General features: G+C 67.6%; 21 protein-coding genes. 10 read left to right on the forward strand and 11 right to left on the reverse strand.

Features of this window, described 5'->3' with window-relative positions:
* Positions 1–16: 16 nt before the first annotated feature.
* On the reverse strand, positions 17–1,483 hold the full coding sequence (locus BQ2383_RS10670) for a chlorohydrolase family protein (RefSeq protein ID WP_091033568.1): 1,467 nt from the start codon (positions 1,481–1,483) through the stop codon (positions 17–19).
* A gap of 192 nt (positions 1,484–1,675) precedes the next feature.
* Here BQ2383_RS10670 and BQ2383_RS10675 point away from each other — a divergent pair, with 192 nt between their 5' ends.
* The 7 genes from BQ2383_RS10675 (at position 1,676) to BQ2383_RS10705 (ending at position 9,971) form a co-directional block, all read left to right on the forward strand.
* Complete coding sequence (locus tag BQ2383_RS10675) at positions 1,676–2,689, forward strand: ABC transporter permease (protein ID WP_244175991.1); 1,014 nt, start codon at positions 1,676–1,678, stop codon at positions 2,687–2,689.
* Positions 2,690–2,735: 46 nt separating this feature from the next.
* Complete coding sequence (locus BQ2383_RS10680; RefSeq protein WP_091033573.1) at positions 2,736–4,460, forward strand: ABC transporter substrate-binding protein; 1,725 nt, start codon at positions 2,736–2,738, stop codon at positions 4,458–4,460.
* A 69-nt stretch (positions 4,461–4,529) separates the two neighbouring features.
* Entirely contained in the window at positions 4,530–5,528 is a 999-nt protein-coding gene (locus BQ2383_RS10685; protein WP_091033576.1) for an ABC transporter permease, read from the forward strand.
* Positions 5,528–6,550 (forward strand): ABC transporter ATP-binding protein, encoded by a 1,023-nt coding sequence (locus BQ2383_RS10690; RefSeq protein ID WP_091033578.1) that lies wholly within the window; start codon positions 5,528–5,530, stop codon positions 6,548–6,550. The genes BQ2383_RS10685 and BQ2383_RS10690 overlap by 1 nt, the downstream gene beginning before the upstream one ends.
* Positions 6,547–7,578, forward strand: a complete 1,032-nt coding sequence (locus BQ2383_RS10695; protein WP_091033581.1) for an ABC transporter ATP-binding protein — start codon at positions 6,547–6,549, stop codon at positions 7,576–7,578. Before BQ2383_RS10690 ends, BQ2383_RS10695 begins: the two co-directional genes overlap by 4 nt.
* A complete protein-coding gene (locus BQ2383_RS10700) occupies positions 7,565–8,773 on the forward strand; it encodes an amidohydrolase (protein WP_091033583.1) in 1,209 nt (402 codons plus the stop codon). The genes BQ2383_RS10695 and BQ2383_RS10700 overlap by 14 nt, the downstream gene beginning before the upstream one ends.
* Positions 8,757–9,971 (forward strand): MFS transporter, encoded by a 1,215-nt coding sequence (locus BQ2383_RS10705; RefSeq protein WP_167381606.1) that lies wholly within the window; start codon positions 8,757–8,759, stop codon positions 9,969–9,971. Before BQ2383_RS10700 ends, BQ2383_RS10705 begins: the two co-directional genes overlap by 17 nt.
* A gap of 73 nt (positions 9,972–10,044) precedes the next feature.
* On the opposite strand, the gene rpsO is transcribed toward BQ2383_RS10705, so the two are convergent.
* A complete protein-coding gene (rpsO, locus tag BQ2383_RS10710) occupies positions 10,045–10,314 on the reverse strand; it encodes a 30S ribosomal protein S15 (RefSeq protein ID WP_017830938.1) in 270 nt (89 codons plus the stop codon).
* Positions 10,315–10,500: 186 nt separating this feature from the next.
* Here rpsO and BQ2383_RS10715 point away from each other — a divergent pair, with 186 nt between their 5' ends.
* Complete coding sequence (locus BQ2383_RS10715) at positions 10,501–11,793, forward strand: MFS transporter (protein ID WP_091033588.1); 1,293 nt, start codon at positions 10,501–10,503, stop codon at positions 11,791–11,793.
* A gap of 33 nt (positions 11,794–11,826) precedes the next feature.
* Here BQ2383_RS10715 and BQ2383_RS10720 read toward each other — a convergent pair whose 3' ends face one another.
* The 4 genes from BQ2383_RS10720 to BQ2383_RS10735 form a co-directional block, all read right to left on the reverse strand.
* Positions 11,827–12,381, reverse strand: coding sequence for a YceI family protein (locus BQ2383_RS10720; protein ID WP_091033591.1), 555 nt, complete (start codon positions 12,379–12,381; stop codon positions 11,827–11,829).
* Between the two features lie 181 nt (positions 12,382–12,562).
* Complete coding sequence (locus BQ2383_RS10725) at positions 12,563–12,931, reverse strand: FKBP-type peptidyl-prolyl cis-trans isomerase (protein ID WP_091033593.1); 369 nt, start codon at positions 12,929–12,931, stop codon at positions 12,563–12,565.
* Between the two features lie 207 nt (positions 12,932–13,138).
* Positions 13,139–13,819 carry an alpha/beta fold hydrolase gene (locus BQ2383_RS10730; RefSeq protein WP_091033595.1) on the reverse strand — a complete coding sequence of 227 codons (681 nt, stop codon included), beginning with the start codon at positions 13,817–13,819 and terminating at the stop codon, positions 13,139–13,141.
* Between the two features lie 39 nt (positions 13,820–13,858).
* A complete protein-coding gene (locus BQ2383_RS10735; RefSeq protein ID WP_279627351.1) occupies positions 13,859–15,088 on the reverse strand; it encodes a PrsW family intramembrane metalloprotease in 1,230 nt (409 codons plus the stop codon).
* Positions 15,089–15,177: 89 nt separating this feature from the next.
* On the opposite strand from BQ2383_RS10735, the gene BQ2383_RS10740 reads away from it, so the two are divergent.
* Positions 15,178–16,047 (forward strand): fumarylacetoacetate hydrolase family protein, encoded by an 870-nt coding sequence (locus BQ2383_RS10740; RefSeq protein ID WP_091033598.1) that lies wholly within the window; start codon positions 15,178–15,180, stop codon positions 16,045–16,047.
* 67 nt (positions 16,048–16,114) lie between these two features.
* On the opposite strand, the gene BQ2383_RS10745 is transcribed toward BQ2383_RS10740, so the two are convergent.
* The 4 genes from BQ2383_RS10745 to BQ2383_RS10760 all read right to left on the reverse strand — a co-directional run bounded on the left by BQ2383_RS10745 (position 16,115) and on the right by BQ2383_RS10760 (position 20,328).
* Entirely contained in the window at positions 16,115–17,575 is a 1,461-nt protein-coding gene (locus BQ2383_RS10745; protein WP_091033603.1) for an aspartate ammonia-lyase, read from the reverse strand.
* A 61-nt stretch (positions 17,576–17,636) separates the two neighbouring features.
* The gene (locus tag BQ2383_RS10750) at positions 17,637–18,557 is read right to left on the reverse strand and encodes a phosphodiesterase (protein ID WP_091033605.1); all 921 of its coding nucleotides are present in this window, start codon (positions 18,555–18,557) and stop codon (positions 17,637–17,639) included.
* A 59-nt stretch (positions 18,558–18,616) separates the two neighbouring features.
* Complete coding sequence (locus tag BQ2383_RS10755; RefSeq protein ID WP_091033608.1) at positions 18,617–18,952, reverse strand: peptidase; 336 nt, start codon at positions 18,950–18,952, stop codon at positions 18,617–18,619.
* A complete protein-coding gene (locus BQ2383_RS10760) occupies positions 18,949–20,328 on the reverse strand; it encodes an inorganic phosphate transporter (RefSeq protein WP_091033611.1) in 1,380 nt (459 codons plus the stop codon). The genes BQ2383_RS10755 and BQ2383_RS10760 overlap by 4 nt, the downstream gene beginning before the upstream one ends.
* A 156-nt stretch (positions 20,329–20,484) precedes the next feature.
* Between BQ2383_RS10760 and BQ2383_RS10765 the strand changes: the two genes are divergently transcribed.
* Positions 20,485–22,584 carry a S9 family peptidase gene (locus BQ2383_RS10765; protein ID WP_091033614.1) on the forward strand — a complete coding sequence of 700 codons (2,100 nt, stop codon included), beginning with the start codon at positions 20,485–20,487 and terminating at the stop codon, positions 22,582–22,584.
* 55 nt (positions 22,585–22,639) lie between these two features.
* Here the strand turns inward: BQ2383_RS10765 and BQ2383_RS10770 are convergent, their stop codons facing one another.
* A complete protein-coding gene (locus tag BQ2383_RS10770) occupies positions 22,640–23,668 on the reverse strand; it encodes a 6-phosphofructokinase (RefSeq protein ID WP_091033617.1) in 1,029 nt (342 codons plus the stop codon).
* Between the last annotated feature and the right edge of the window lie 32 nt (positions 23,669–23,700).

Consider the following 23,700-nt stretch of genomic DNA (forward strand, 5'->3'; position numbering starts at 1 on the left):
GGAACCTCTCGGGGTATCAGGCATGACGGGGGAAGACCGGAGGGAAGAGCTCGTCCGTCGTTCCGCTCCGATGGTCGCGCCCAGTGTAGGCGTTCCGCATCCTCGCGAAGAGGATCTGCGTGTCGTCGCGGATCGCGTCGAGGTCGATCCCGTCGATCTTCCCGTCCCGCATGACGACCCGGCCGGCGACCATCGTCAGGCACGCATCGCGCGCCGTGCCGTTCAGCACGAGCGTGCGCAGCGGGTCATCGACGGCGCCCATCCGCACGTCGTCCAGCCGGAACGCCGTCAGGTCGGCCTGGGCGCCGACGGCGATCCGGCCAAGGTCCGGGCGATGCAGAGCCCGAGCTCCTCCGAGTGTCACCGCGTCCACGTAACCCGCGAGGTCACCGGCAGCCAGACTGCCGTTCTGCACCTTCGCCACCGACACCCCGGTGTCGATGCCGCGGATGAGGTCGGGCGGGAACGAATCCGTACCGAGGGCGATGTTCACCCCGGCGTCGCGATAACGCTGGAACGTCTCGAGCTCGGAGCCGTAACGCGCATTGGTCAGCGGACAATGCACGATCGACACCCCGGCGTCGACCAATCGGGCGAGGTCGCCGCGGTCTTCCCCGTGCACCCGCGGGTTCACGTCGAGGAACACGCCGTGCGGCACGAGGAGGCGATCGTTCAGCAGCCCCGACTTCTCGATCAAATCGAGCGGAGTGCAGCCGTGGGCATCGAGGATGAGCTCGCGTTCGACCTCCCCCTGCAGTGCGTGCAGCCGGACGATCGCACCACGCTCGGCCGCCGCCGCTCCCGTCGCCGCGAGCAGCTCGGGAGTCAGGGTCTCGATGCGACAGGGAAGGAAGACCGGGGTCAACAGCGGATCGTCGAGCGCTGCGAGTTCGTCGTGGAAGCGGACGGCGTCGGCGAATCCGGCCTCACCCTCCTCCGGAGCGAACCGCACGACGCGTTCGCCCGACGCTGTGACGGTGTTCACGCCCGAGCGATAGGACGGACCGAGGAATCCGCGCAGGCCGAGCCTCCGCGAGAAGTACGCCATCCGGTGGAGATCGGCCGCAGACTCCGCCCAGACCGAGTGCACCTCCGAAGCGATCGGCATGAACGAGGTGATGCCGTGCAGCGCGAGCTGCACCAGCGCGATCTCCCGGATCCGTGCGCGCTCGTCCTCATCGAAGACATGCCGTCGACGGTCGAAGTACTCGTCGGACCACTGCAGTCGGGCGGCCTGCTCCCGGGTGCCCCACGCGTCCAGGATCAGGTGATCGATGTCGGTGAGCGCGTCCAGATCGATGAGTCCGGGCATGAGCAGGCTCTCGCCGAGATCGATGCGCTCGTCGACGCCAGACGGCGCGTCCCCGGCCGGACCGACGTAGGCGATCACGCCATCCTCGACCACCACAGCCCCCTGCCGGAGTTCCGTGTGAGAAGTGCCGTCGAACGCCAGCACATGGTCGGCCGTGAGGAGTGTGCGCATGAGAGCCCCGATGATCTGAGATGCGATTTGGTATCCAAAAACTATCCCACGTCTCCGACCTTCTCAACACACACGCCCATCGCATTCGAGAAAACCGGCTATCTCGCCATGATCTCCGAATTTGGTATCCCAAGCTTGCCCACGCTGGTATACAATTCTGAGCACCCGCTCCCCGGACCATCAAGGAAGATCGTGACGGACACACAGACGCTGACCCCGAAGACGGAAGCGCTGCCCACCGCGCCGCCGAAGATCGCGACCGGACGCTCGCTCCTCGGGACGGCATGGCTGCGCATCCGTCGGAGTCCGGTCGCCCTCGTCTCCTTCGGGGTCGTCGTGGCGATCGTGCTCTTCGCTTTGCTCGCCCCGGTACTGGTCGCGATCGAGGGGCAGGATCCGTTCACCACGAACACCGGCCCGGAAGTCCTCGACAACTTCAACACCCCCGGCCTGCCGCTCCCCGCCTACATGTATCCCTCGGTGGAGCACTGGCTCGGCGTGGAGCCGGGACTCGGACGCGACATCTTCGCGCGCATCGCGTACGGAGCCCAGGTCTCGCTGCTGATCGCCCTGCTGTCTACCGTGGTCTCGGTCGTCCTCGGAACCGTGCTCGGGGCCGCGGCCGGTTACTTCGGCGGCAAGGTCGACATGGTCATCAGCCGCATCATCGACCTGTTCCTCGCTTTCCCGCACCTGCTCCTGGTGCTCTCGCTCACCCCGATCCTGCAGTCCCGGCTGCGCGACACGCCCCTGGGCCAGGGCAGCTTCGTCCCCATCGCCTCCCTCGTGCTGATCCTCGGATTCTTCGGCTGGGCATACCTGGCCAGAGTCGTGCGCGGCCAGGTGCTCAGCATCCGCGAGCAGGAGTACATCGAGGCGGCGAAGTCCTATGGGGCCTCGCACCGGACCATCATCTTCCGTCAGGTGATCCCGAACGTGCTCGGGGTGGTGCTCGTCTACGCGACCATGATGATCCCCGCGAACATCTCCGCCGAAGCCGCGCTGTCCTTCCTCGGTGTGGGCGTGAAGGACCCGACACCGTCCTGGGGGCAGATGCTCAACGCCGCGCAGGCGGGCAACTGGTACCTCAGCGATCCCTGGTTCCTCATCGTCCCCGGCACCGCGCTCATCATCACCGTGCTCGCCTTCAACCTGCTCGGCGACGCCGTGCGCGACGCGCTCGATCCCAAGGCCTCGCGCAGCTGACCTTCCCGACCCCGAACACCCGACCCCCACCGAAAGAGAACGCGTCATGAGACACCGCAGTCCCCTGCTCGCCGCTGCGACCGTGGCCATCGCCCTGGTCGTCACCGGTTGCACCAGCGTCACCGCACAGAACGGGCAATCCGCCCCCACCGGCTCGAAGGACCCGTATGCCGCGCACATCGTGCAGCCGGGCTTCGACGAGGCCGGCGGCAACGTCAACGTCCTGATGTCGAGCGACTTCATGACCCTCGACCCCGGCAACAGCAACTATGTGCAGACCGCGAACGTCGGCCAGCTCTACTACCGCACGTTGACGATGGCGAAGGAGACGGCCGGAGAGCCGCCCACGATCGTCGGCGACCTCGCAACCGACACCGGCACCGCCTCGGAAGACGGCCTCACCTGGACCTACACCCTCAAAGACGGCCTGAAGTACGAGGACGGCACGCCCATCACCGCCGCCGATGTGAAGTACGGCATCGCCCGCACGTTCGCGCGCGACGTCTTCACGCAGGCGCCGCAGGAGTTGAACTCCGCTCTCGACGCCGACCAGTACAAGGGCCCGTACTCGGGCGGCGGCGATCTGACGGCCGTCGAGACCCCCGACGACACGACGGTGATCTTCCATCTGAAGCAGCCGAACCCCGACTTCGCCGCCCTCGTGTCGCGCTCGAACACGGCGCCGGTGCCGCAGGCGAAGGACACGAAGCTCGACTACACGAACCACCCCATCTCCTCGGGCCCGTACATGATCGAGAGCTACGACCGCGGCCGGGAGCTGAAGCTCGTGCGCAACCCCTCCTGGGATCCCGCGACCGACGAGAACCGCACCGCGCTCCCGGACACCTTCACCTTCTCGCTCTCGACCGCGCAGGCGACCATCAGCCAACAGCTGATCTCGGATGCCGACCCGACCGCGATCACACTCGACTCGAACGGCGCCCTCCAGGCATCGGACACGTCACGCCTGACCGAGTCGTCCGTCGCCGACCGCACCGCCTCCGGACTGCTCGGCTGCACCGATGTGCTGAACTTCAACACCGAGACCATCACCGACCCCGACGTGCGTCACGCGCTCGCCCTGGCGATGGACCGTGCGGCGATCCAGGTGCAGTACGGCGGTGCGCGCTTCGGCAAGCTCACCAACTCGTACCTGAACGACTCGCAGGTCGGCTACGTCGCCGAGACCACCGACCTCGACATCGACGGCGCCCCGCAGCTCGAGGCCGCCAAGAAGCTGCTCGAGGGTAAGGATGTACCCGCCTCGCTCACGTACGGCTACTCGAACGCGATCGACCGGTACAAGAACCTCGGCACCGTGCTCCAGCAGAACTTCACCGAGCTCGGCATCGACCTGCAGCTCGTGCCGATCCCTGCCGCGAACTACTACACGGTGCTCGCCAGCGACGAGATGCCCGACCTCGCCCGCGCCGGCTGGTGCGGCGGTGCGGCCTCCGGCTCCACCCGGACAACGGTCGACCCCAACATCGGCCCGAGCCTGGACGGGACGACGTACGGCTTCAGCAACATCTCTCGCTTCTACGACACGAAGCTCTCCGGTGACATGTACGAGCTGCGCAACACCAACGGCACCTCCGAAGAGCTGAACACGCGCTGGGCCGAGCTCTACAACGAGGCCATGGAGTCGTACCCGCTCGTGCCGCTCATCCGCACCTTCACCAACAGCGTCGTGGGCTCGAAGATCCACAACGCCCAGGTGGGGTACTTCTTCGGAAGCATCGATCTGTCCACCATCGGCGTCGAGCAGTAACGGCCGACACCACACCTTCGGAAAGGACGGGGCCGACCGCTCGTTCGGTCGGCCCCGTACGGGACAGCAATGTTCGGATTCATCGTCCGCCGCGTGACCGCGCTGGTCATCCTCCTGCTCGTCGTGAGCTTCGTGACGTTCGCCCTGTTCCAGATCGGCCCCGCAGACCCTGCGGCAGCCGCCTGCGGCCAGGAGTGCACCCCTGAACGCATCGACCAGGCACGCGTCGCCCTCGGCATGGACAAGCCGTTCCTGGTGCAGTACTTCACCTACATCAGTGGATTCTTCGGCGAGCGACTCATCGGAGCGCCGGGCGCCGAGCAGGTCTGCGCCTGGCCCTGCCTGGGCAAGTCGTTCCAGACCAACGAGAACGTCACCGACGTCATCGTCAGGGCGCTCCCCTATACGCTCTCCATCGCCGTCGGCGCTGTCGTGCTGTGGACCGTGGTCGGCGTCGGCCTCGGACTGCTCGCAGCCCTCCGCAAGGGCAGGGCGACGGACAAGATCATCGTCGGAGCCGCATCCGTCGGCGTCTCGCTCCCCGTCCCCGTCACCGGGCTGCTGCTCCTGCTCGTGTTCGTGAGCGCACTGCACTGGCTGCCGTTCACGAGCAATCAGATCTCCTCCCCGTTCGGCCCCGCCGGACCCGGGGCATGGTTCACGAACTACCTGCTCCCCTGGGTGGCGCTGGCCATCCTGTTCAGCGCGCAGTACATCCGCATCACGCGGAACAACATGATCGAGACCTTCGGCGAGGACTACATGCGCACCGCGCGGGCGAAGGGTTTGAGCCCCGGACGGATCACGAGACACGGAGTCCGTGCCGGCATCACTCCGATCATCACGATGCTGGGCCTGGACATCGGTGCCCTGCTCGGCGGTGCCGTGCTGACCGAGCAGATCTTCTCGGTGCCCGGCCTCGGATTCACCGCGGTGCGGGCAGCCACCTCGGGAGACCTGCCGGTCACCATGGCGATCACGATGCTCGCCGCCTTCTTCATCATCACCGCGAACGTCATCGTCGACCTCGTGTACGCGAGCGTCGACCCGAGAGTGAGAGTCAACTGATGACCACGCCGATCCTCGACATCCGCGACCTGCGGGTGACCTTCCCCACCGACGACGGTCTGGTCAATGCCGTCAACGGCATGGACCTGACCGTGCAGCGCGGAGAGACCGTCGGCATCGTCGGCGAATCCGGCTCCGGAAAGACGGTGACCAGTCAGACCCTGATGGGGCTCCTCAAGGGGACCAGCGCCAAGGTCACCGGACAGGTGCTCTTCGACGGCACCGATCTGGTGCCGCTCAGCGAGAGCGAGATGCGCCCCTACCGCGGACGGAAGATCGGGATGATCTTCCAGGATCCGCTCTCGGCGATGCACCCCTTCTACACGGTGGGTCGGCAGATCGCCGAGGCGTATCGCGTGCACAACAGGGTGAGCGCGAAAGCCGCGAAGGCCCAGGCGATCGAGATGCTGAACCGCGTCGGTATCCCCGACCCGGTCGCGCGGTACGACTCCTATCCGCACGAGTTCTCGGGCGGTATGCGGCAGCGGGCGATGATCGCGATGGCGCTCATCTGCGAACCGGAGCTGCTCATCGCCGACGAGCCGACCACGGCGCTCGATGTCACCGTGCAGGCGCAGATCCTCGATCTGATCGGATCGCTCCAGGCGGAGACCGGCTCCGCCGTGATCTTTGTCACGCACGATCTGGGCGTCGTCGCCGAGGTCTGCAAGCGTGTCGTCGTCATGTACGGCGGCCAGTGCGTGGAAGAGGCCGACGTGCACGACCTGTTCTTCCGCACCGCGCACCCCTATGCCCAGGGCCTGCTCGCATCGATGCCCTCGATGGTCGACGAAGCAGGGCGGCTCACGCCCATACCCGGCTTCCCGCCGTCGCTGCTCGATCTCTCGCAGGGCTGCCTCTTCGCCGATCGCTGCCCCGTGGCAGCCCTGGTCCCCGACGACAGATGCCGCACCGAGCGCCCCGCCCTCACCCTCGTCGGCTCGGACCACCGCGCACGCTGTCACCTCGCGGAAGCCGACATCCAGACATCCGCGCTCGACCTGCAGGAGGTGGCCCGATGAGCGAACCGCTGCTGAGTGTCGAGAACCTCGCCAAGCATTTCAGCGTCAGCAAGGGATTCCTGCGCGGTTCCTCGCAGGTGAAGGCCGTGGACGGCGTCTCCTTCACACTCGAACGCGGATCGACGCTGGGGCTGGTCGGTGAATCCGGCTGCGGCAAGTCCACCACCGGACGACTGCTGATGCGTCTGCTCACGCCGACGTCGGGGCGGATCCTGCTGGACGGTGCCGACGTGTCGCAACTCCGCGGAGCCGACCTGCAGCAGTTCCGGCGCCGCGTGCAGATGGTCTTCCAGAACCCTTCGTCGTCGCTGAACCCGCGGCAGAGCGTGGGCGCCGCGATCGCGGCTCCCCTCCAGGCCCAGGGCATCTCCCCCCAGGAGGGCATGAAGAATCGGGTCGCGGCTCTCATGGACAGGGTGGGGCTGCGGCCGGAGCACTACAACCGGTTCCCCCACGAGTTCTCGGGCGGACAGAAGCAGCGCGTCGGCATCGCCAGGGCACTGGCGTTGGAGCCCGACGTCCTGGTCTGCGATGAGCCGGTCTCCGCTCTCGACGTCTCGGTGCAGGCGCAGGTCATCAACCTGCTGCAGGACATCCAGGCCGACACCGGCATCTCCTACGTTTTCATCGCACACGATCTGTCCGTCGTGAAGCACTTCGCCGACGAGGTCGCCGTGATGTACCTCGGACGCATCATGGAGCACGGCACCAGGGACGCGGTCTTCGGAGCTCCGCAGCACCCGTACACGCAGTCGCTGTTGTCCTCCGTTCCCAGTCCCGATCCCACCGCCGACCGCAGCCGACGTATCCGTCTCGTCGGAGATCTCCCCCACCCGTCGAATCCGCCCAGTGGCTGCGTGTTCCGCACGCGATGCCCGGTGCTGCCCCTCCTCGACGAGGACCGGCGCCGGCAGTGCGTGGAGCAGGTTCCCATCGGCGCCGCCGCGTGCCATCATCTCGCTGAAGCCGCCGACCTCGCGTCACGGCTCGGCTCCCCCGAAGAAAGGAAAGTCCATGCTGATTCGTGACGTGCGCCCCTGGGGCGGATCCGCCTCCGATGTCCTGATCGAGGACGGGCGCATCACCCGGATCCTTCCCCACGAGGCGGCGCCGGGGTCCGGTGACGACGTCGACGGACGCGGGCGGCTTCTGCTGCCCTCCTTCAGCGATGTACACGTGCACCTGGATTCGACACGGATCGGACTGCCGTTCCGTGAGCACACCGGCGCTCCCGGCGTCTGGGGCATGATGATGAACGACCGCGAGAACTGGCGCAACGCCGAGGTCGACCTCCCCACGCGGGTGGCCGGCACCCTCGAGCGCATGATCGCGCGGGGCACGACTCGCGTGCGCTCCTACGCGCAGGTCGACGTCGACTGCAAGCTCGAGAAGTTCGACGCGGTGATCGCGGCGAAGGAGAAGTTCGCCGCGCACGCCGACGTCCAGGTCATGACCTTCCCCCAGGCGGGCATCCTCCGCGAAGAGGGCACGGTCGAGTATCTGGAGGAGTCTCTCAAGCAGGGCGCAGACGTGATCGGCGGAATCGACCCGTCGCAGCTCGACCGCGACCCCGCGAAGCACCTGGACATCGTGTTCGGTCTCGCCGAGAAGTACCAGGTCGAGGTCGACATCCACCTGCACGAGCCCGGCGCGCTCGGTGTGTTCAGCACCGAGCTCGTGATGGAGCGCACACGCGCGCTCGGCATGCAGGGCAAGGTGACGATGTCGCACGCGTACGAACTCGGTTCGGTGAACGAGGCCACCAGCCGTCGTCTGATCGAGGAGTTCGCCGAGCTGGACATCTCGATGGCGACGGTCGCCCCGTCGACCAGCAACCAGCTCTCGCTGGTGCAGCTCGTCGAGGCCGGTGTGCGGATCGGGCTCGGTCAGGATGGCCAGCGCGACTACTGGAGCCCCTACGGCAACACCGACATGCTCGACCGCACCTGGCAGCTGGCCTTCACCAACGGTTTCCGTCGCGACGACCACATCGAGATGGCGCTCGCGGTCGCGACGATGGGCGGGGCCAGCATCATGTCCCTCGCCTCGCCGCGCCTGAACGGGATCGACGACCGACCCGGCCTGGCCGAGGGAGACCGAGCCGACCTGCTCCTCGTCGACGGCGAGACGCCCACCAGCGCGGTGATGGACCGGGGAACCGACCGACTCGTGATCCACGACGGCCGCGTGGTCGCCGATGGCCTTCGTGTCCTCGCGCTCTGAGCGACGAGGCAGCCAGTTCCGCGATCGGGCGGTCGGGCTCGGCGCAGCCCTGCTGATCGGACTCAACCTCCGCCCGGCGATCACTTCGGTCGCCGCCCTGCTCGAGCCGACCAGGGCGGCGTTCGACCTCGCTCCCGTGCAGTTGAACCTGCTGGCGACGCTGCCGGTGATCGCCTTCGGTGTCAGCGCCCCGATCGGGCCGCTGCTGGCCCGTCGCATCGGTGTGACCAGGGCACTGATCTGGGCCATGGTCGCGCTCGCAGGTGCGCTCACGCTGAGGGTCGTCGTCCCGGGCGGCATGCTCCCGGGAACGTTCCTCGCCGGGGTGTCGATCATGGCCGCGGGGACGCTGCTTCCCCAGTACCTGAAGTCGCTGCGGGCCGGCGGGCTCTGGATCGGGCTGAGCAGCATGTCTTTCAGCGCGGGTGCCGCGCTCGGAGCGGGACTCGCCGTGCCGTTGAGCACGGCGGTCGGCGGCCCCGCGCTGGCACTCGGCCTCTGGGCCGTGCCCGCTCTGATCGCCGCGGGCGCCATGGTCGGCGTGGCGCTGCGCTCGGATGCTCCCACACCCCCGTCGTCTCGGATGGCGCTCCCACGGTCGGCCCGATCGACGGTCGCCCTGATCACGGCGATGTTCGGACTCCAGGCGATGCTGTTCTTCGCGGTGGCCTCGTGGCTCCCCCGCATCCTCGGAGATCGCGGCGTGGACGCGCAGACCGCCGGCTGGCTGCTCGCGCTGACCAGCGTCGCGGGCCTCGTGCCGACGCTCATCGCGCCGATCCTCGCTCGACGCCGCCGCGTTCTGCGCCTGTTCGGTCCGGGCCTGGGCATCGTGATGCTGGCGGCGTTCATCTGGCTCGCCTCCGGCGACGAGTCGTACATCGCGATCACCGTCGTGCTCGGTGCCGTGCAGAGCGCGACGTTCGGACTCTCCCTCGCGCTCATCGTGATGCTCGCCGCCAACGAGGCCTCGGCGGGCTTGCTGTCCGCTGTCGCGCAGGGCGTCGGCTACGCCTTCGCCGGAGCAGGGAGCCTGCTCGTCGGGGTCCTGCACGACCTCACCGCCGGCTGGACGGCGAGCCTCGTGTTCATGATCGTGTGTGCCGCGGCGCTCGCCGTCGTCGTGGGGTTCGTGATCCGCTGCCGCCCGGTCGATCTGCAGGTGCCGGCCGAGGTGCCCGCACTCCCCCGAACATGACGAAGGCCGCCCCACACCGTGGGGCGGCCTTCTCAAGAATGTTCTGCGCGATTGTACGCAGGTTCGCAGTGCCTTAGCGGCGGAGTCCGAGACGCTCGATCAGCGAGCGGTAGCGCGCGATGTCGATGTCCTGGAGGTAGCCGAGCAGACGACGGCGCTGACCCACGAGCAGGAACAGCCCACGACGCGAGTGGTGGTCGTGCTTGTGCTCCTTGAGGTGCTCGGTGAGGTCCTTGATGCGCTGCGTCAGCATTGCGACCTGCACCTCGGGGGATCCGGTGTCACCGGGGTGCGTCGCGTACTCTTCGATGATCGCCTTCTTGACGTCTGCTTCCAGTGCCATAGATTCGATCCCCTCTCTGCTTGTTGCGCGGCGCCCGACGCCTGATACGTGGGCTCTCTTTATCCGCGGCCGATCAAACGGCAACCTGAAGAGTCTACCAGCCGAGGACTCCCCCGCGTGACAACGCCGAGAGGGGCGCTCGACCGGGGTCAACTAGGCTCGAACGGTGCAGAAGAAGATCGACGAGTGAGCGGCCGACGCGGTCTCCTGATCGACCTCACTCCACTGAAGACCAGTCCCGCCTTCGCACGGATGTGGATCGGATCGACGCTCTCCGGCATCGGCGGTCAGCTGACGATCGTCACCGTGATGCTGCACGTGTTCGTGCTCACCGAGAGCACATTCGCCGTGTCCATGATCGCGGTCGCGGGACTCATCCCGATGATCCTCGCCGGCCTGTACGGCGGGATGCTCGCGGACGCCTTCGACCGGCGTCGCGTGGCTCTGATCGCGGCCACAATCACGTTCGCATCCACTGCCATGCTCGCCGCCCTCACCTGGACGGGCACCGAGACCATCTGGTGGCTCTATGCACTGAGCATCGTCAACTCCGCCGCGAACTCCGTGGGCATGGCCACCCGTACCGCCATCGTGCCGCGTCTGATCCCCCGTGAGCAGCTCGCCGCGGCATCCGCGCTCAACGGCGTCGCCTTCGGGCTCACGGTCATGGCGGGCCCCGCGCTGGCCGGTCTGCTCGTGGCCCTCACCGGCTACGGCTGGACCTACACGATCGATGTCGTGCTGATGCTGTCGATGTTCCTCGGGTTGTGGACGCTTCCGACCCTGCGACCGGAGGGCGAGATCGTGCGCCCCGGCCTGGAATCGCTCGTCGACGGCTGGCGCTTCCTGCGCAAAGCGGGCAACATCCGGATGCAGTACATCATCGACATCATCGCGATGACGTTCGGGCAGCCCCTCGTCCTCTTTCCGGCCCTCGGAACCATCCTCTTGGGCGGCGGCGCCGTGACGACCGGAATCCTCACGGCGGCCGTCGCCGTCGGAACCTTCACGTCGAGCCTGTTCTCGGGGCGCGTCGTGCAGTACCGCTGGCACGGGCGCGGCATCGCGCGCGCGGTCGAGGCGTACGGCGCATCGATCCTGTTGTTCGGCGTCGTGCTGCTCGTCGGCGCCTTCTCATCGCCGGCCAGCGAGACGGCCCCGCACATCGGACTGATCGTCGCCGCCTGCGTCGCGCTGGCGTTGTCGGGCGCCTCGGACAACGTCAGCTCGATCTATCGCAACACGATGATGCAGGCGGCGGTTCCGGATGCGATGCGCGGACGACTGCAGGGCCTCTTCGTGGTGGTCGTCGCCGGCGGCCCGCGCGTCGGAGCCCTGTACGCCGGCACACTCGCCACGCTGACCACCCTGTGGTTCCCGCCCCTGCTCGGCGGTGTCCTGGTGATCGCCCTCGTCGCGATGCTCTCGCGCCGCAACCGCCGATTCCACGACTACGACGCAGAGAACCCCGAGCCCTGACGGACCCGGGGTTCGAGGAACTGCGTGACGGCGTCAGTCCTGCTGCAGCGCGCCCTGCAGGTCGAGGTTGATCGTGATGTCCTTGCCCACGAGCACGCCACCGGTCTCGAGTGCAGCGTTCCAGGTGAGGCCGAAGTCCTCGCGGTTGATCACGGCCTTGGCGGAAGCGCCCGCCTTGTAGTTGCCGTACGGGTCGGTGCCGAAGCCGCCGAAGTCGAGCTCGAAGCTCACCGGCTTGGTGATGCCGCGGATGGTGAGGTCTCCGTCGACGAACAGCTCGTCGCCCATGACACGCGCGCCGGTGGAGACGAACTCCATCGTCGGGAAGTTCTCGGTGTCGAAGAAGTCGGCGGAGCGCAGGTGGGCGTCGCGACCCTCATCGTTCGTGTCGACCGAGGTGACGTCGACAGAGGCTTCGACCTTGGCCTCGAGCGGGTTCTCGGGCGCGACCAGAGTCGCGTTCTTGACGCCGAAGGTGCCGCGCACCTTGGAGATCATCATGTGGCGGACGCTGAACGTCACCTCGCTGTGCGAGGGGTCGAGCACCCAGGTGCCGGGACGGTAGCCGGGAATGTCGATGCTGGTCATGGTTTCTCCTCCGGAGACATCGGCCGCTGATGCGGCTTCGGACAGGGGCCGCGTTCACCGCGACCTCTGTGACAACTTACATTCATTCGCATATATTCCCCTGAATGCGGAAGTTCTTCCGATATACAGCAGAGACGCCCCTCCTCTGAGGAGGAAGGGCGTCTCTGCGTGCAGTCCGGACTCAGCCGACAGCGACGAGATCGATGATGAAGATCAGCGTCTTTCCGGAGAGGAAGTGGCCGCCGCCGACCGGGCCGTAGGCCAGGTGCGGCGGGATGATCAGTTCACGGCGTCCGCCGACCTTCATCCCGGGGATGCCGTCCTGCCAGCCCTGGATCAGGCCGCGCAGCGGGAACTGGATGGTCTCGCCGCGACCCCAGGACGAGTCGAACTCCTCGCCGGAGTCGAACTCGACGCCGGCGTAGTGCACGGTCACGGTGTCGCCGGGCTTCGCCTCGGCGCCGGAACCCTCGATGATGTCGCGGATGACGAGCTCCGCGGGAGCAGGGGCGCTGGGGGCATCGAACTCAGGCTTTGTGCGATCAGTCATGCCTCCATCAAACCCGAGCCCGCGGAAGGGGTCAACGCGATCGCACCTGCTCACAGCGAACACTTCGACAGGCGCACCGGCAACAGCCTCTTGACACCCTCCACGGTCGGGTGCACCCTGATTACAGACCAACTCAGCGCCCGGGAGACTCGCAGGCATCGCCGCAGCACCGGGCGCTGAGTCTTGCCACGACAGGGGCTCCGGGGATCAATCCAGGTAGCCGACGAGCAGCTCCGCGAGTTCGACCGGCCTGCTCAGCATCGCGCAGTGCCCGCCGGGGATCTCGTCCGCGACGACCCCGAGCCGCTCTCGGGCGAGGTGGCGGAGAAACCTCGGCGGGAAGAACCGATCGTCCGCGAACACGATGAATCGTGTCGGCACATCCGGCCACTCCTCCAGAGGCCACGGCGCCTCCATGGCCGCCTGGGACGGATGTGCGCGCTCCTGCCGCAGTGCTTCGTCGGCCAGCTCTCGCGGCACATCGTTGTAAAAGCTCACGTACGGGTCCTCATTGCCCGTCAGCCCCCCATCGATCGCCGCCTGCGCTTCGGCGGCGGCGACATAGCCCGACTCGGCCCACCACCGCTCCGGCGGCTCACCGGCCGCCGGGATCATCCCGGCGGCCAGCACCAGGAGGTCGGCCGCCAGTCGCTCGGCGACCAGGGGCGCCGTGAAGGCCCCGAACGAGTGGCCGAGCACGACGACATCGCGTCGCGGCCCCACTTCTGCCACCACGGCGTCCGCGTAGTCCTCGAGAGTGAGGGAGTCGTCGTCGGCGGGGAGATCGGGCGCGAAGACCTCGTGCCCGCGCGCCACGAGTTCCGCGGCGACCAGATGCCAGGACCACCCGACATCTCCCCCGCCGTGGATCAGGATGAACGTGCTCATCGCGACCGCCTCCTCAGGACGAGTATCCCGATGTCGAGCTCAATACGCCAGCAATGCGGCCCTCGCGGCACGGGTGCGGATCAGCAGCGCGCGTTCGTCTTCGATGGCCAGCGGATCGCGTCCCGTGATCGCGCGCTGACGGACAGCGGCCAACGCGGTCGCATCCTTGATGAACTCGCGCATGATCGGACGCCGGTCGCCGCGAAGAGTTCGCGCCCAGGTGAGACCGGCCTTGCGTCCACTTGATGTCGCGAGCATCGTGACCTCTTCGGGCGTGAACCATCCGGCGTTCGCATACTCGGCGAGGCGCGCGCGAGTGAGACGCGCCTCCTCACGGCGGAGGGCGACGATGCCGAGGATGAAGCCGACGAAGAGCGGCACCTGCAGGGTGAAGTACAGCCCGAAGAAGTCGGCGAAGGTCGCGGACCCGTTCCAGAGTGCGTGCAGGAGAACCGCTCCGAGCATGCCCAGCAGGCCGGCACCGATCGCGGAACTCGCGGATCCGTGTCGCCGCGCGACCAGGCCGATCGCGAAGCCGGTGACCGCCGTGAACATGGCGTGCGCGAAGGGAGAGAGGATCGCGCGCACGGCGAAGGTGACGGTGAGCTGCTCGCCGCCGCCCTCGATCAGGCTGAGCGCGAAGTACTGGATGTTCTCGGTGAATGCGAACCCCGCCCCCACGAGCGCTCCGTACACGACACCGTCCACCGGACCGTCGAAAGCACGACGGGCGAGCAGGAAGATGAGGAAGATCCCGAGGCCCTTCCAGAACTCCTCGACGATCGGCGCCTGCACGACCGCGGTGAAGGCATCGGAGGTGGGGCCGATCAGGATCTTCAGGCCCACGTCGACAAGCAGAGTGAGCCCTGCGGCCGCCAGCGCGCCCCAGGCGATCGCGAAGAACACGAGGCGCTTCGGCTCCGGCTCCCAGCGGTCGATCATCCGGACCCCGAGGAAGACGACGGTCAGCGGGATGAGCGCGAGCACCAGGCCGACGACGGAGGCGAACACACCGAGCGCCCACCCGAAGTAGCCGACCAGAGCGAGCAGCAGGAAGCCCAGGAAACCGAAGAGCCACAGGGAGATCGTGCGCCCCTTGCGCGTCGGCACCGGCAGCGCAGGCAGCGATTCGGCCGGCGACGGCGCGACCGGCGCGGGAGGTGTGTACGGTGTCGGCTGAGCCAGACGCGAGGCATAGGCCGGCTGCCGCGGGGGCGGCGGCATGTGCGGCGAGGGCTGCTGCGGCGGCGGGGGTCCTCCGAAACTCATAGCCAAAGCTTATGGGGAACAAGAGAGGTGCCTCGGGTATGGCGGACTCCTCCACCCGCTCGTCGCCCGCCAGCCGGTAGCGTAGAACCATGCGGTTCGCTCACCTGCGCCGTCCTGACTCCCCGCGCACGGTTCTGGCCGTGGTGCAGGACTCGGACGCCATCCTCGTCTCTGATCTCCTGAACGACGCCCCTGCCACGCTGCAGCAGCTGATCGAGGGAGGGGACCCCCTGCTCGAGCGCCTGCGTGCCGCGCTGGCCGAGGGCGACGCCGTCCGCCATCCGCTCGGCGACTGGGCGTTCTCCTCCGCCGTGATCGCTCCCCCGGCCGTGCTGGCAGTGGGCCTCAACTATGCGGCGCATTCCAGCGAGCTGGGCTTGAAGACCGATGCCGCACCGACCGTGTTCACGCTGTGGCCGAACTCGCTCACCGGGCACGAACAGACCACTTCCTGGCCGCGGTCTCTCAGCGAGGCCGTCGACTACGAGGCCGAGCTCGGGGTCCTCATCGGAAACCCCGCCAAGGATGTCAGCGAGGCGGATGCGCTGTCGCATGTCTGGGGCTACACCGTGGTGAACGACATCACCGCCAGGAACATCCAGTTCTCCGAGGCGCAATGGTCGCGCTGCAAGTCGTTCGACGGGTTCACCCCGACCGGACCGTTCGCGGTGACGGCGGATGAGATCTCCGACCCGCAGGATCTGCACATCTGGGCGGTCGTGGACGGCCACACGGTGCAGGACGCCAGCACGGACCAGATGGTGCGCTCCGTCGCGAAACTGATCGCTCACCTCTCCCAGTCCCTCACGCTGCTGCCCGGCACTCTCATCTCGACGGGAAGCCCCGGTGGCGCCGGGTACTCGCGGGATCCGCAGATCTTCCTGCGCGACCACTCCACCGTGACCGTCGGCATCGACGGCATCGGCGAGCTCACAACGCACTGCCGCATCAGCGACTGAGAAGCCGGACGCACGAAGAGGGGGATGGATGCCGCGGCATCCATCCCCCTCCCACGTTCGCAGGGGGTCAGACCTCGACGCGGTCCTCCGGCGAGATCACCGGGATCGCCGCGGTGATCGTCTCGAGCCCGGAGAGACGCGCCGGCGAGAGCTGCTTGACGACCTCGTCACGCGACATCAGACCGGCTTCGACGACCAGGTCCGCGACGCTCCGGTTCGTCAGGAGAGCGGTCTTCGCGAGCGCCGCAGCGGCCGCGTAGCCGATGAACGGAGTCAGTGCGGTGATGACGCCAACCGATGCACCGACCATCGCGCCGAGACGATCGCGGTTGGCGGTGATGCCGTCGACGCAGTTGACGCGCAGGGTCCACATCGCCTGGCGCATCCACGTGATCGACTGGAAGATTGAGTGCGCGATGACCGGCTCGAACGCGTTCAGCTGGAGCTGGCCCGCCTCGGCGGCCATCGTCACCGTCATATCGGCGCCCGCGACGGCGAACGCGACCTGGTTCACGACCTCGGGGATGACCGGGTTCACCTTGCCGGGCATGATGCTGGATCCCGCCTGCATCGCCGGGAGGTTGATCTCGCCGAAGCCCGCCTGCGGGCCGGACGAGAGCAGACGGAGGTCGTTGCAGATCTTCGACAGCTTCATCGCATTGCGCTTGAGCGTCGAGGAGAACGACATGAACGAGCCGGTGTCGCTGGTGGCCTCGACGAGGTCGCCGGCCGTGCGCAGGTCGAGCTGCGTGATCTCCCGCAGGTGCTTGAGCACCGCGGGTGCGTAACCGGGGTGCGTGGTGATGCCGGTGCCGATCGCGGTGGCTCCCATGTTGATCTCGAACATGAGCGACGCGTTCTCGGTGAGCCGCGTGTGGTCGTAGCCGAGGGTCGTGGCGAAGCCGTTGAACTCCTGCCCGAGGGTCATCGGCACGGCGTCCTGCAACTGGGTGCGCCCGACCTTCAGCACGTCGTGGAACTCGCGGGACTTGCCGAGGAACGACAGCCGCAGCAGGTCGAGTTCCTCGAGCAGCGAGCGCAGCGTCAGCGACAGACCGATCTTCACTGCGGTCGGATACACGTCATTGGTGGACTGGCTGCGGTTGGTGTGGTCGATCGGCGACAGGAAGGCGTAATCGCCCTTCTCGCGGCCGGCCAGCTCGAGCGCGATGTTGGTGATGACCTCGTTCGCGTTCATGTTGGTCGAGGTACCGGCACCGCCCTGGATGACGCCCACCGTGAACTGCTCGTGGAACTCGCCGTCGATCACGCGCTGCGCGGCACGGTCGATCAGGTCGGCGCGCTCGTGATCCAGCACGCCGATCTCGCGGTTCGCCCGCGCACTCGCCTGCTTGACCATCGCCAGGCCGACCACGAGGTCCGGATAGACCGAGATGGGTCGTTTCGTGATCGGGAAGTTCGCGTCGGCGCGGGCGGTGTGGATCCCCCAGTACGCGTCGACGGGAATCTCCATGCTCCCGAGCGAATCGGTCTCGGTGCGGGTCGGGGTAGGCGCGGCAGAAGCCATGTCACATCCTCGTGGGTCGTGGCGGGTGAGAAAGGTGGGGGATGCCCTCAGTCTACGCCGCTCACCGGGCGGGCTTGCGGGAGAACGCCTCGAGTCGCTCCTCCGGCGTGAGCGCCGCCATCCGCTCGAGCCACTCCGCGGAGAAGTAGTCCCCGGTCGTGGCCTGGGTCACCGGCACCACCGTGTGCGTGATCGTCTGCGGATACACGTGCACGAGCTGGAAAGCCTGGGCTGCGTCCATGCCGTTCACCTCGGACGACGGACGCGCCACGTTCATCGTGTAGCACGTGGCTGACGCGACGCTCACGGGGACGCCGGCGAACGTGCCCTGCGACGAGTAGTGCAGATGCCCGGCGAGGATGCCGCGGACGTCGGTCCCGCGGATGACCTCTGCGAGCTCGTCCTGATGCCGCAGCTCCAGGATGTCGAAGAGCGGCAGATGACTCGGGAGCGGTGGATGATGCATCGCGAGCAGGGTGCCGTGAGGGGCAGGGTCCGCGAGCGCATCGGCGAGCCAGGACAGCTGCCCCTGATCGATGTCGCCGTGATGCCAGCCGGGGACGCTGGTGTCGAGAGCGATGAGGCGAAGCCCGTCGAGGTCCCAGATGCCCGTCACCGGGTCTTCGGTCGGCTCCGCGTCGAGCAGTCCTGCCCGCAGGGCCGGGCGTTCGTCGTGGTTGCCCGCGACCCAGATGAGCGGAGCATCCAACTCGTCCGCCACCGGCTCGACGGCGTTCCTCAGTCGACGATAAGCATCGGGCTCGCCCAGATCGGCGAGGTCGCCGGTGACGACGATCGCCGACGGATGCGGGTGCACGGCCTTGATCGCATCGAGCGTTCGGGCGAAGTTCGCCTCGACGTCGTACCGACCGCCGAGCCGGGCTCCCTCTGCGAGGAAGTGCGGATCGCTCACATGAATCAGCACATGGCTCGCGGGCTCATGGCGGCCGAAGGCATACACGTTTCCGGTTCCTGCGGACATGCCAACAGCCTAGGCCTCGACCCCGCGCCGGCGTTCGACCTGCAGACGCCGCGCTCGGGTCAGTGCCCGATGACGAGGAGCAGGATGCCGGCGACCACAGCGGCGGCGCACAGCGCGAAGCACCCGTACGCGCCGAAGAGCGCCAGGGTCTTCTGCCCCTCGGTGAGCGGGCTCTTGCGCGCCGCCTTCGCCGCCTGCTTCTCCGCGCGCTTAAGCTCCTTCTCCGTGATCACCGTGATCGCATCCGTGAACTCGGCGGGGCTCACCACCGGGGCGCGACCGCTGCGCACCAGCAGACGGAGGCCGAGGGCGTAGAAGGTGACGATGGCTGTCGCGCCGACGAGCGCGGCGAGGAACACCTGGAGGAACGCGATCCAGTCGATGACGACGTTCATTCCGATTCCCCATTCCGATTCGCGTCCGAGTCCTTCGACGACGAGGCAGACTTGGCGCCCTTGACGTTCGCCTTTGCCTGAGCCTTCTTCTTCGCCTTGGCCTGCGCATCCTTCTTCGCCTGAGCTTTCACCTGCTCACGGGCTTCGGCACGGGCCTTCGCCTCGGCCTTGGCCTGCTGGATGCGCTGCTGACGACGCGTCGGCGGCGGCATGTCCGGAAGCTCGATGGCCATGCCCGACTCGGCGACGTCGCTCATCGCATTCGCGGACGTGACCGCGTCGCGGCGCGAGCGCATGAACAGTCCGAGGATGATCAGCACCGCGATGACCGCGTCGATCACCACTCCCCAGTTTCCGAGCCACACGACGAGAAGGGCGGCGAGAGCGCCGACGGCTCCCGCTGCGGGGAGGGTGAGCAGCCAGCCGACGCCGATCCGACCCGCCGTCCGCCAGCGGACCGTGGAGCCCCTGCGACCGAGGCCGGAGCCGATCACAGAGCCCGATGCCACCTGCGTGGTCGAGAGAGCGAAGCCGAGGGCGCTGGAGGCCAGGATGGTCGCTGCCGTCGAGCTCTCCGCCGCGAAGCCCTGTGCGGGCTTCACATCGGTGAGTCCCTTGCCGAGGGTCCGGATGATGCGCCAGCCGCCGAGGTACGTGCCGAGTGCGATCGTGAAGGCGCAGGCGATGATCACCCAGAGCTGCGGTTCGTGGTGCACGCCGGACTGCCAGCCGATCGTGATCAGCGCGAGGGTGATGACGCCCATCGTCTTCTGCGCGTCGTTGGTGCCGTGCGCGAGGGCGACCAGGGAGGACGTGAAGATCTGACCCCAGCGGAAGCCGTCGCGACCGTCGGGCTTGCTGTCGTAGCGTCGTGTGATCGAGTAGGCGATCTTCGTCGCTGCGAAGGCGATGAGGCCTGCGGTGACGGGGGCGATGAGCGCCGGCAGCACGATCTTCGAGAGCACCATCCCGAAGTCGATCGCGCCCAACCCGGCCCCCACGAGCGTGGCGCCGATGAGGCCACCGAACAGTGCGTGCGACGAGCTCGACGGAAGGCCGAGGAGCCAGGTCAGCATGTTCCACGTGATGGCGCCGATCAGGCCCGCGAAGATCAGGGACAGGAACAGATCCGCCCCCGCGGAGATGATCGCATCTTCACGGATGATGCCACCGGAGATCGTCTTGGACACCTCGGTGGACAGGAACGCCCCCACCAGGTTCAGGACGGCGGCGAGGAGGACGGCGGTCTTGGGCTTGAGCGCGCCGGTGGCGATCGGCGTCGCCATGGCATTCGCCGTGTCGTGAAAGCCGTTGGTGAAGTCGAAGAAGAGTGCCAGCGCGATGACAAGCACGACGATGAGGGCTGCGGTTTCCACCGTTCGCTTTCGGTCGTTTGAGGAAGAAGGAGATGTCGACGTGATCGACGTGACGAACGAAGAGTTCACCGTGGGTTTGACTTCCGTTAACCGGCCCCGCTAAATCCTCCCACCCTCCCCCGTGCCGGTCAACTCGACCTGGGATAGCGTGGGACGGTGACTGACGCTCCTCTCGCTGCCCGCCGCTCCACGCTCCGCACGCACCACGGTGACACCTTCGACGACCCGTACGAGTGGATGCGGGCGAAGGACTCCGCAGAGGTCATCGCGCACCTCGAGGCGGAGAACGCCCACACCGACGCCGAAACGGCACACCTCGCCGATCTGCGCGAGCGACTCTTCGAGGAGATCAAGAGCCGCGTGCAGGAGACCGATCTGTCCGTGCCCACCCGACGCGGCGACTGGTGGTACTACAGCCGCACCGAAGAGGGCGCGCAGTACGGCATCCATTGCCGGGCCGCAGCAGCGCACGACGACTGGACTCCCCCGAAGCTCGAGGCCGGCGTGCCGGTTCCCGGCGAGGTCGTCCTGCTCGACGGGAATGTCGAGTCCGACGGGCACGAATTCTTCTCGCTCGGGGCGTTCGACACCTCCGACGACGCGACGAAGCTGCTGTGGTCGACCGACTTCGAGGGCGATGAGCTGTACACGGTGCACGTGCGCGACCTCGTCTCGGGCCAAACCCTCGACGACGAGATCCCGAACGCCGGCGGCGCGTTCTTCACCCCGGACGGCACCGGAGTTCTCTACACGACGCGGGATGAGGCCTGGCGGCCCGACACCCTGTGGCTGCACCGTCTCGGTACGCCGGTCGCGGATGATGTGCAGCTGTTCCACGAACCCGACGAGAAGTTCTGGCTCGGCGCCGGGATCACCCGCAGCCGCCGCTACCTCGTGATCGGCGTCGGTTCGAGCATCACCAGCGAGGAGTACCTCGTCGACCTGACCGGCGACCTCACCGCGGCACCGCGCCTGGTCTGGCCGCGCCAAGAGGGAGTGGAGTACTCGATCGATCACGCCGTGGTGGACGGCGAGGACCGGCTCTTCATCCTGCACAACGACGGCGCCCTCGACTTCGAGCTCGTCTCGGTGGCGGCGTCCGAGCCTCAGGGCGAGCGGCGCCGGGTCGTCGCCCATGAGGCGGGCAGGCGTCTGCTCGGCATGGATGCGTTCCGCGACTTCGCCACGATCGAATACCGCAGCGAAGGGCTCGAGCGCGTCGGGCTTCTCGACTACACCACGAACGCCGTCGACGAGATCCCCTTCGACGAGCCGCTGTACTCGGCCGGAGTGAGCGGGAACCCCGAGTGGCACTCCCCCTTCCTGCGACTCGGATACACGTCGTTCGTCACGCCCGGCACGGTATACGACCTCGACCTGTCGAACCGCGAGCTGGTCCTGCGCAAGCAGGTGACCGTCCTCGGCGGGTACGACCCGGACGAGTATGGCCAGAGGCGCGAATGGGCGACGGCATCAGACGGGGTGCGGGTGCCGATCTCGCTCGTGTGGAAGCGCTCATTCGGCGAGCCCGGCGTGGAAGCACGCCCCGTGCATCTCTACGGCTACGGTTCCTACGAGCATTCGATCGACCCCGGGTTCTCGGTCGCGCGGCTCTCGGAGCTCGATCGCGGCGTGATCTTCGCGGTCGCTCACGTGCGCGGCGGCGGCGAGATGGGCCGCCAGTGGTACGAAGACGGAAAGCTGCTCAGCAAGCGCAACACCTTCACGGACTTCGTCTCCTGCGGAGAGCACCTGGTCGCGACCGGCGTGACCACGCCGAGCCGGCTGGTCGCCGAGGGCGGCAGCGCCGGCGGCCTGCTGATGGGCGCGGTCGCCAACCTCGCGCCCGAACTCTTCGCCGGAGTCCTCGCGGGGGTGCCGTTCGTGGACGCATTGACGACGATCCTCGACCCGTCCCTGCCGCTGACCGTGATCGAGTGGGACGAATGGGGCGATCCTCTCCACGATGCCGACGTGTACGAGTACATGAAGTCGTACTCTCCGTACGAGAACGTCCGAGACGGCGTCCGTTACCCGCGAATCCTCGCGGTGACATCGCTCAATGACACCCGCGTGCTCTACGTGGAGCCGGCGAAGTGGGTCGCACGCCTGCGCGAGGCCGGTGCCTCCGATGTGCTCCTCAAGTGCGAGATGGTCGCCGGGCACGGCGGCGTGAGCGGACGCTACAACTCGTGGCGCGAGCGCGCCTTCGAGCTCGCCTGGCTGCTCGACACGCTCGGCCTCGCCGAGGTCTGAGACGCGACGACGAAGCCCGCCCGTGCGAACGGGCGGGCTTCGTGGAGCTGAAGGCTCAACCGAAGAGTGCGGCGGCCTCGTCGTAGCGGTAGCGCGGAACGGTGTTCAGCTCGCCCAGCGCGTCGGCGAACGGGACCCGGACGATGTCGGTGCCCTGCATCGCCACCATCTGACCCCAGGCGCCGTCGACGAGCGCGTCCGCGGCGTGCAGTCCCAGTCGCGTCGCGAGGACCCGGTCGAACGCCGACGGGGAACCGCCGCGCTGGATGTGGCCAAGGATCGTGGCGCGCGTCTCGATGCCCGTGATGCGCTCGATCTCGGGAGCGATCAGATCGCCGATGCCACCCAGCCGGGGCCGGTTGAAGGCGTCGAGCCCCTTGTCGCTGTATGCCTCGTCCATGCCGAGGAGCTTGAAGCCTTCGGAGACGACGACCAGGGGGGCACGGCCGCGGTCGTGGGCGCTGGTCACCAGCTCGGTGACGTCGTCGATCGACATCGGCACCTCGGGGATGCAGATCACGTGCGCGCCGGCGGCCATACCGGCGTGCAGGGCGATCCAGCCGACATGACGGCCCATGACCTCGGCGACCATGCACCGCTGGTGGGAGTCGCCCGTGGTGCGGAGCCTGTCCATCGCGTCCGTGGCGATGTTCACCGCCGTGTCGAAGCCGAACGAATAGTCCGTCGCCTGCAGGTCGTTGTCGATCGTCTTGGGGACCCCGATGACCTTGATGCCGTCCTTCGCCAGACGGTCGGCGGCGGCGAGCGTGCCCTCGCCGCCGATCGCGATGATGCCGTCGATCTTGTGCCCGTAGAGGGTCTTGGCGATGTTCTCCGCTCCGCCGCGCTCACCCTCGTAAGGGTTCGTGCGGCTGGTGCCGAGGATCGTGCCGCCGACCTTGGACAGGCCCTTCACCTCGTGACGCGTGAGCGGCATGAAGTCGCCGTCGACCAGCCCGCGCCATCCGTCACGGATGCCGACGAACTCCAGGTCGTACGTGGTGGTGCCCTTGAGCACGATGCCGCGGATGACCGCGTTGAGGCCGGGGCAGTCGCCGCCGCTCGTCAGGATGCCGATCTTCATGCTGGTGCCTTCAGACGTTCGGGAGATGGGGG

Source organism: Microbacterium oxydans (assembly GCF_900095745.1).
Lineage (GTDB): Bacteria > Actinomycetota > Actinomycetes > Actinomycetales > Microbacteriaceae > Microbacterium > Microbacterium oxydans_B.

Excerpts from the sequence above, each read along its gene's own strand:
- BQ2383_RS10670 (WP_091033568.1), bottom strand. The coding sequence starts at position 1,483 with ATGCGCACACTCCTCACGGCCGACCATGTGCTGGCGTTCGACGGCACT.
- BQ2383_RS10680 (WP_091033573.1), top strand. The coding sequence starts at position 2,736 with ATGAGACACCGCAGTCCCCTGCTCGCCGCTGCGACCGTGGCCATCGCC.
- BQ2383_RS10685 (WP_091033576.1), top strand. The coding sequence starts at position 4,530 with ATGTTCGGATTCATCGTCCGCCGCGTGACCGCGCTGGTCATCCTCCTG.
- BQ2383_RS10690 (WP_091033578.1), top strand. The coding sequence starts at position 5,528 with ATGACCACGCCGATCCTCGACATCCGCGACCTGCGGGTGACCTTCCCC.
- BQ2383_RS10695 (WP_091033581.1), top strand. The coding sequence starts at position 6,547 with ATGAGCGAACCGCTGCTGAGTGTCGAGAACCTCGCCAAGCATTTCAGC.
- BQ2383_RS10700 (WP_091033583.1), top strand. The coding sequence starts at position 7,565 with ATGCTGATTCGTGACGTGCGCCCCTGGGGCGGATCCGCCTCCGATGTC.
- rpsO (WP_017830938.1), bottom strand. The coding sequence starts at position 10,314 with ATGGCACTGGAAGCAGACGTCAAGAAGGCGATCATCGAAGAGTACGCG.
- BQ2383_RS10720 (WP_091033591.1), bottom strand. The coding sequence starts at position 12,381 with ATGACCAGCATCGACATTCCCGGCTACCGTCCCGGCACCTGGGTGCTC.
- BQ2383_RS10725 (WP_091033593.1), bottom strand. The coding sequence starts at position 12,931 with ATGACTGATCGCACAAAGCCTGAGTTCGATGCCCCCAGCGCCCCTGCT.
- BQ2383_RS10730 (WP_091033595.1), bottom strand. The coding sequence starts at position 13,819 with ATGAGCACGTTCATCCTGATCCACGGCGGGGGAGATGTCGGGTGGTCC.
- BQ2383_RS10735 (WP_279627351.1), bottom strand. The coding sequence starts at position 15,088 with ATGAGTTTCGGAGGACCCCCGCCGCCGCAGCAGCCCTCGCCGCACATG.
- BQ2383_RS10740 (WP_091033598.1), top strand. The coding sequence starts at position 15,178 with ATGCGGTTCGCTCACCTGCGCCGTCCTGACTCCCCGCGCACGGTTCTG.
- BQ2383_RS10745 (WP_091033603.1), bottom strand. The coding sequence starts at position 17,575 with ATGGCTTCTGCCGCGCCTACCCCGACCCGCACCGAGACCGATTCGCTC.
- BQ2383_RS10750 (WP_091033605.1), bottom strand. The coding sequence starts at position 18,557 with ATGTCCGCAGGAACCGGAAACGTGTATGCCTTCGGCCGCCATGAGCCC.
- BQ2383_RS10755 (WP_091033608.1), bottom strand. The coding sequence starts at position 18,952 with ATGAACGTCGTCATCGACTGGATCGCGTTCCTCCAGGTGTTCCTCGCC.
- BQ2383_RS10770 (WP_091033617.1), bottom strand. The coding sequence starts at position 23,668 with ATGAAGATCGGCATCCTGACGAGCGGCGGCGACTGCCCCGGCCTCAAC.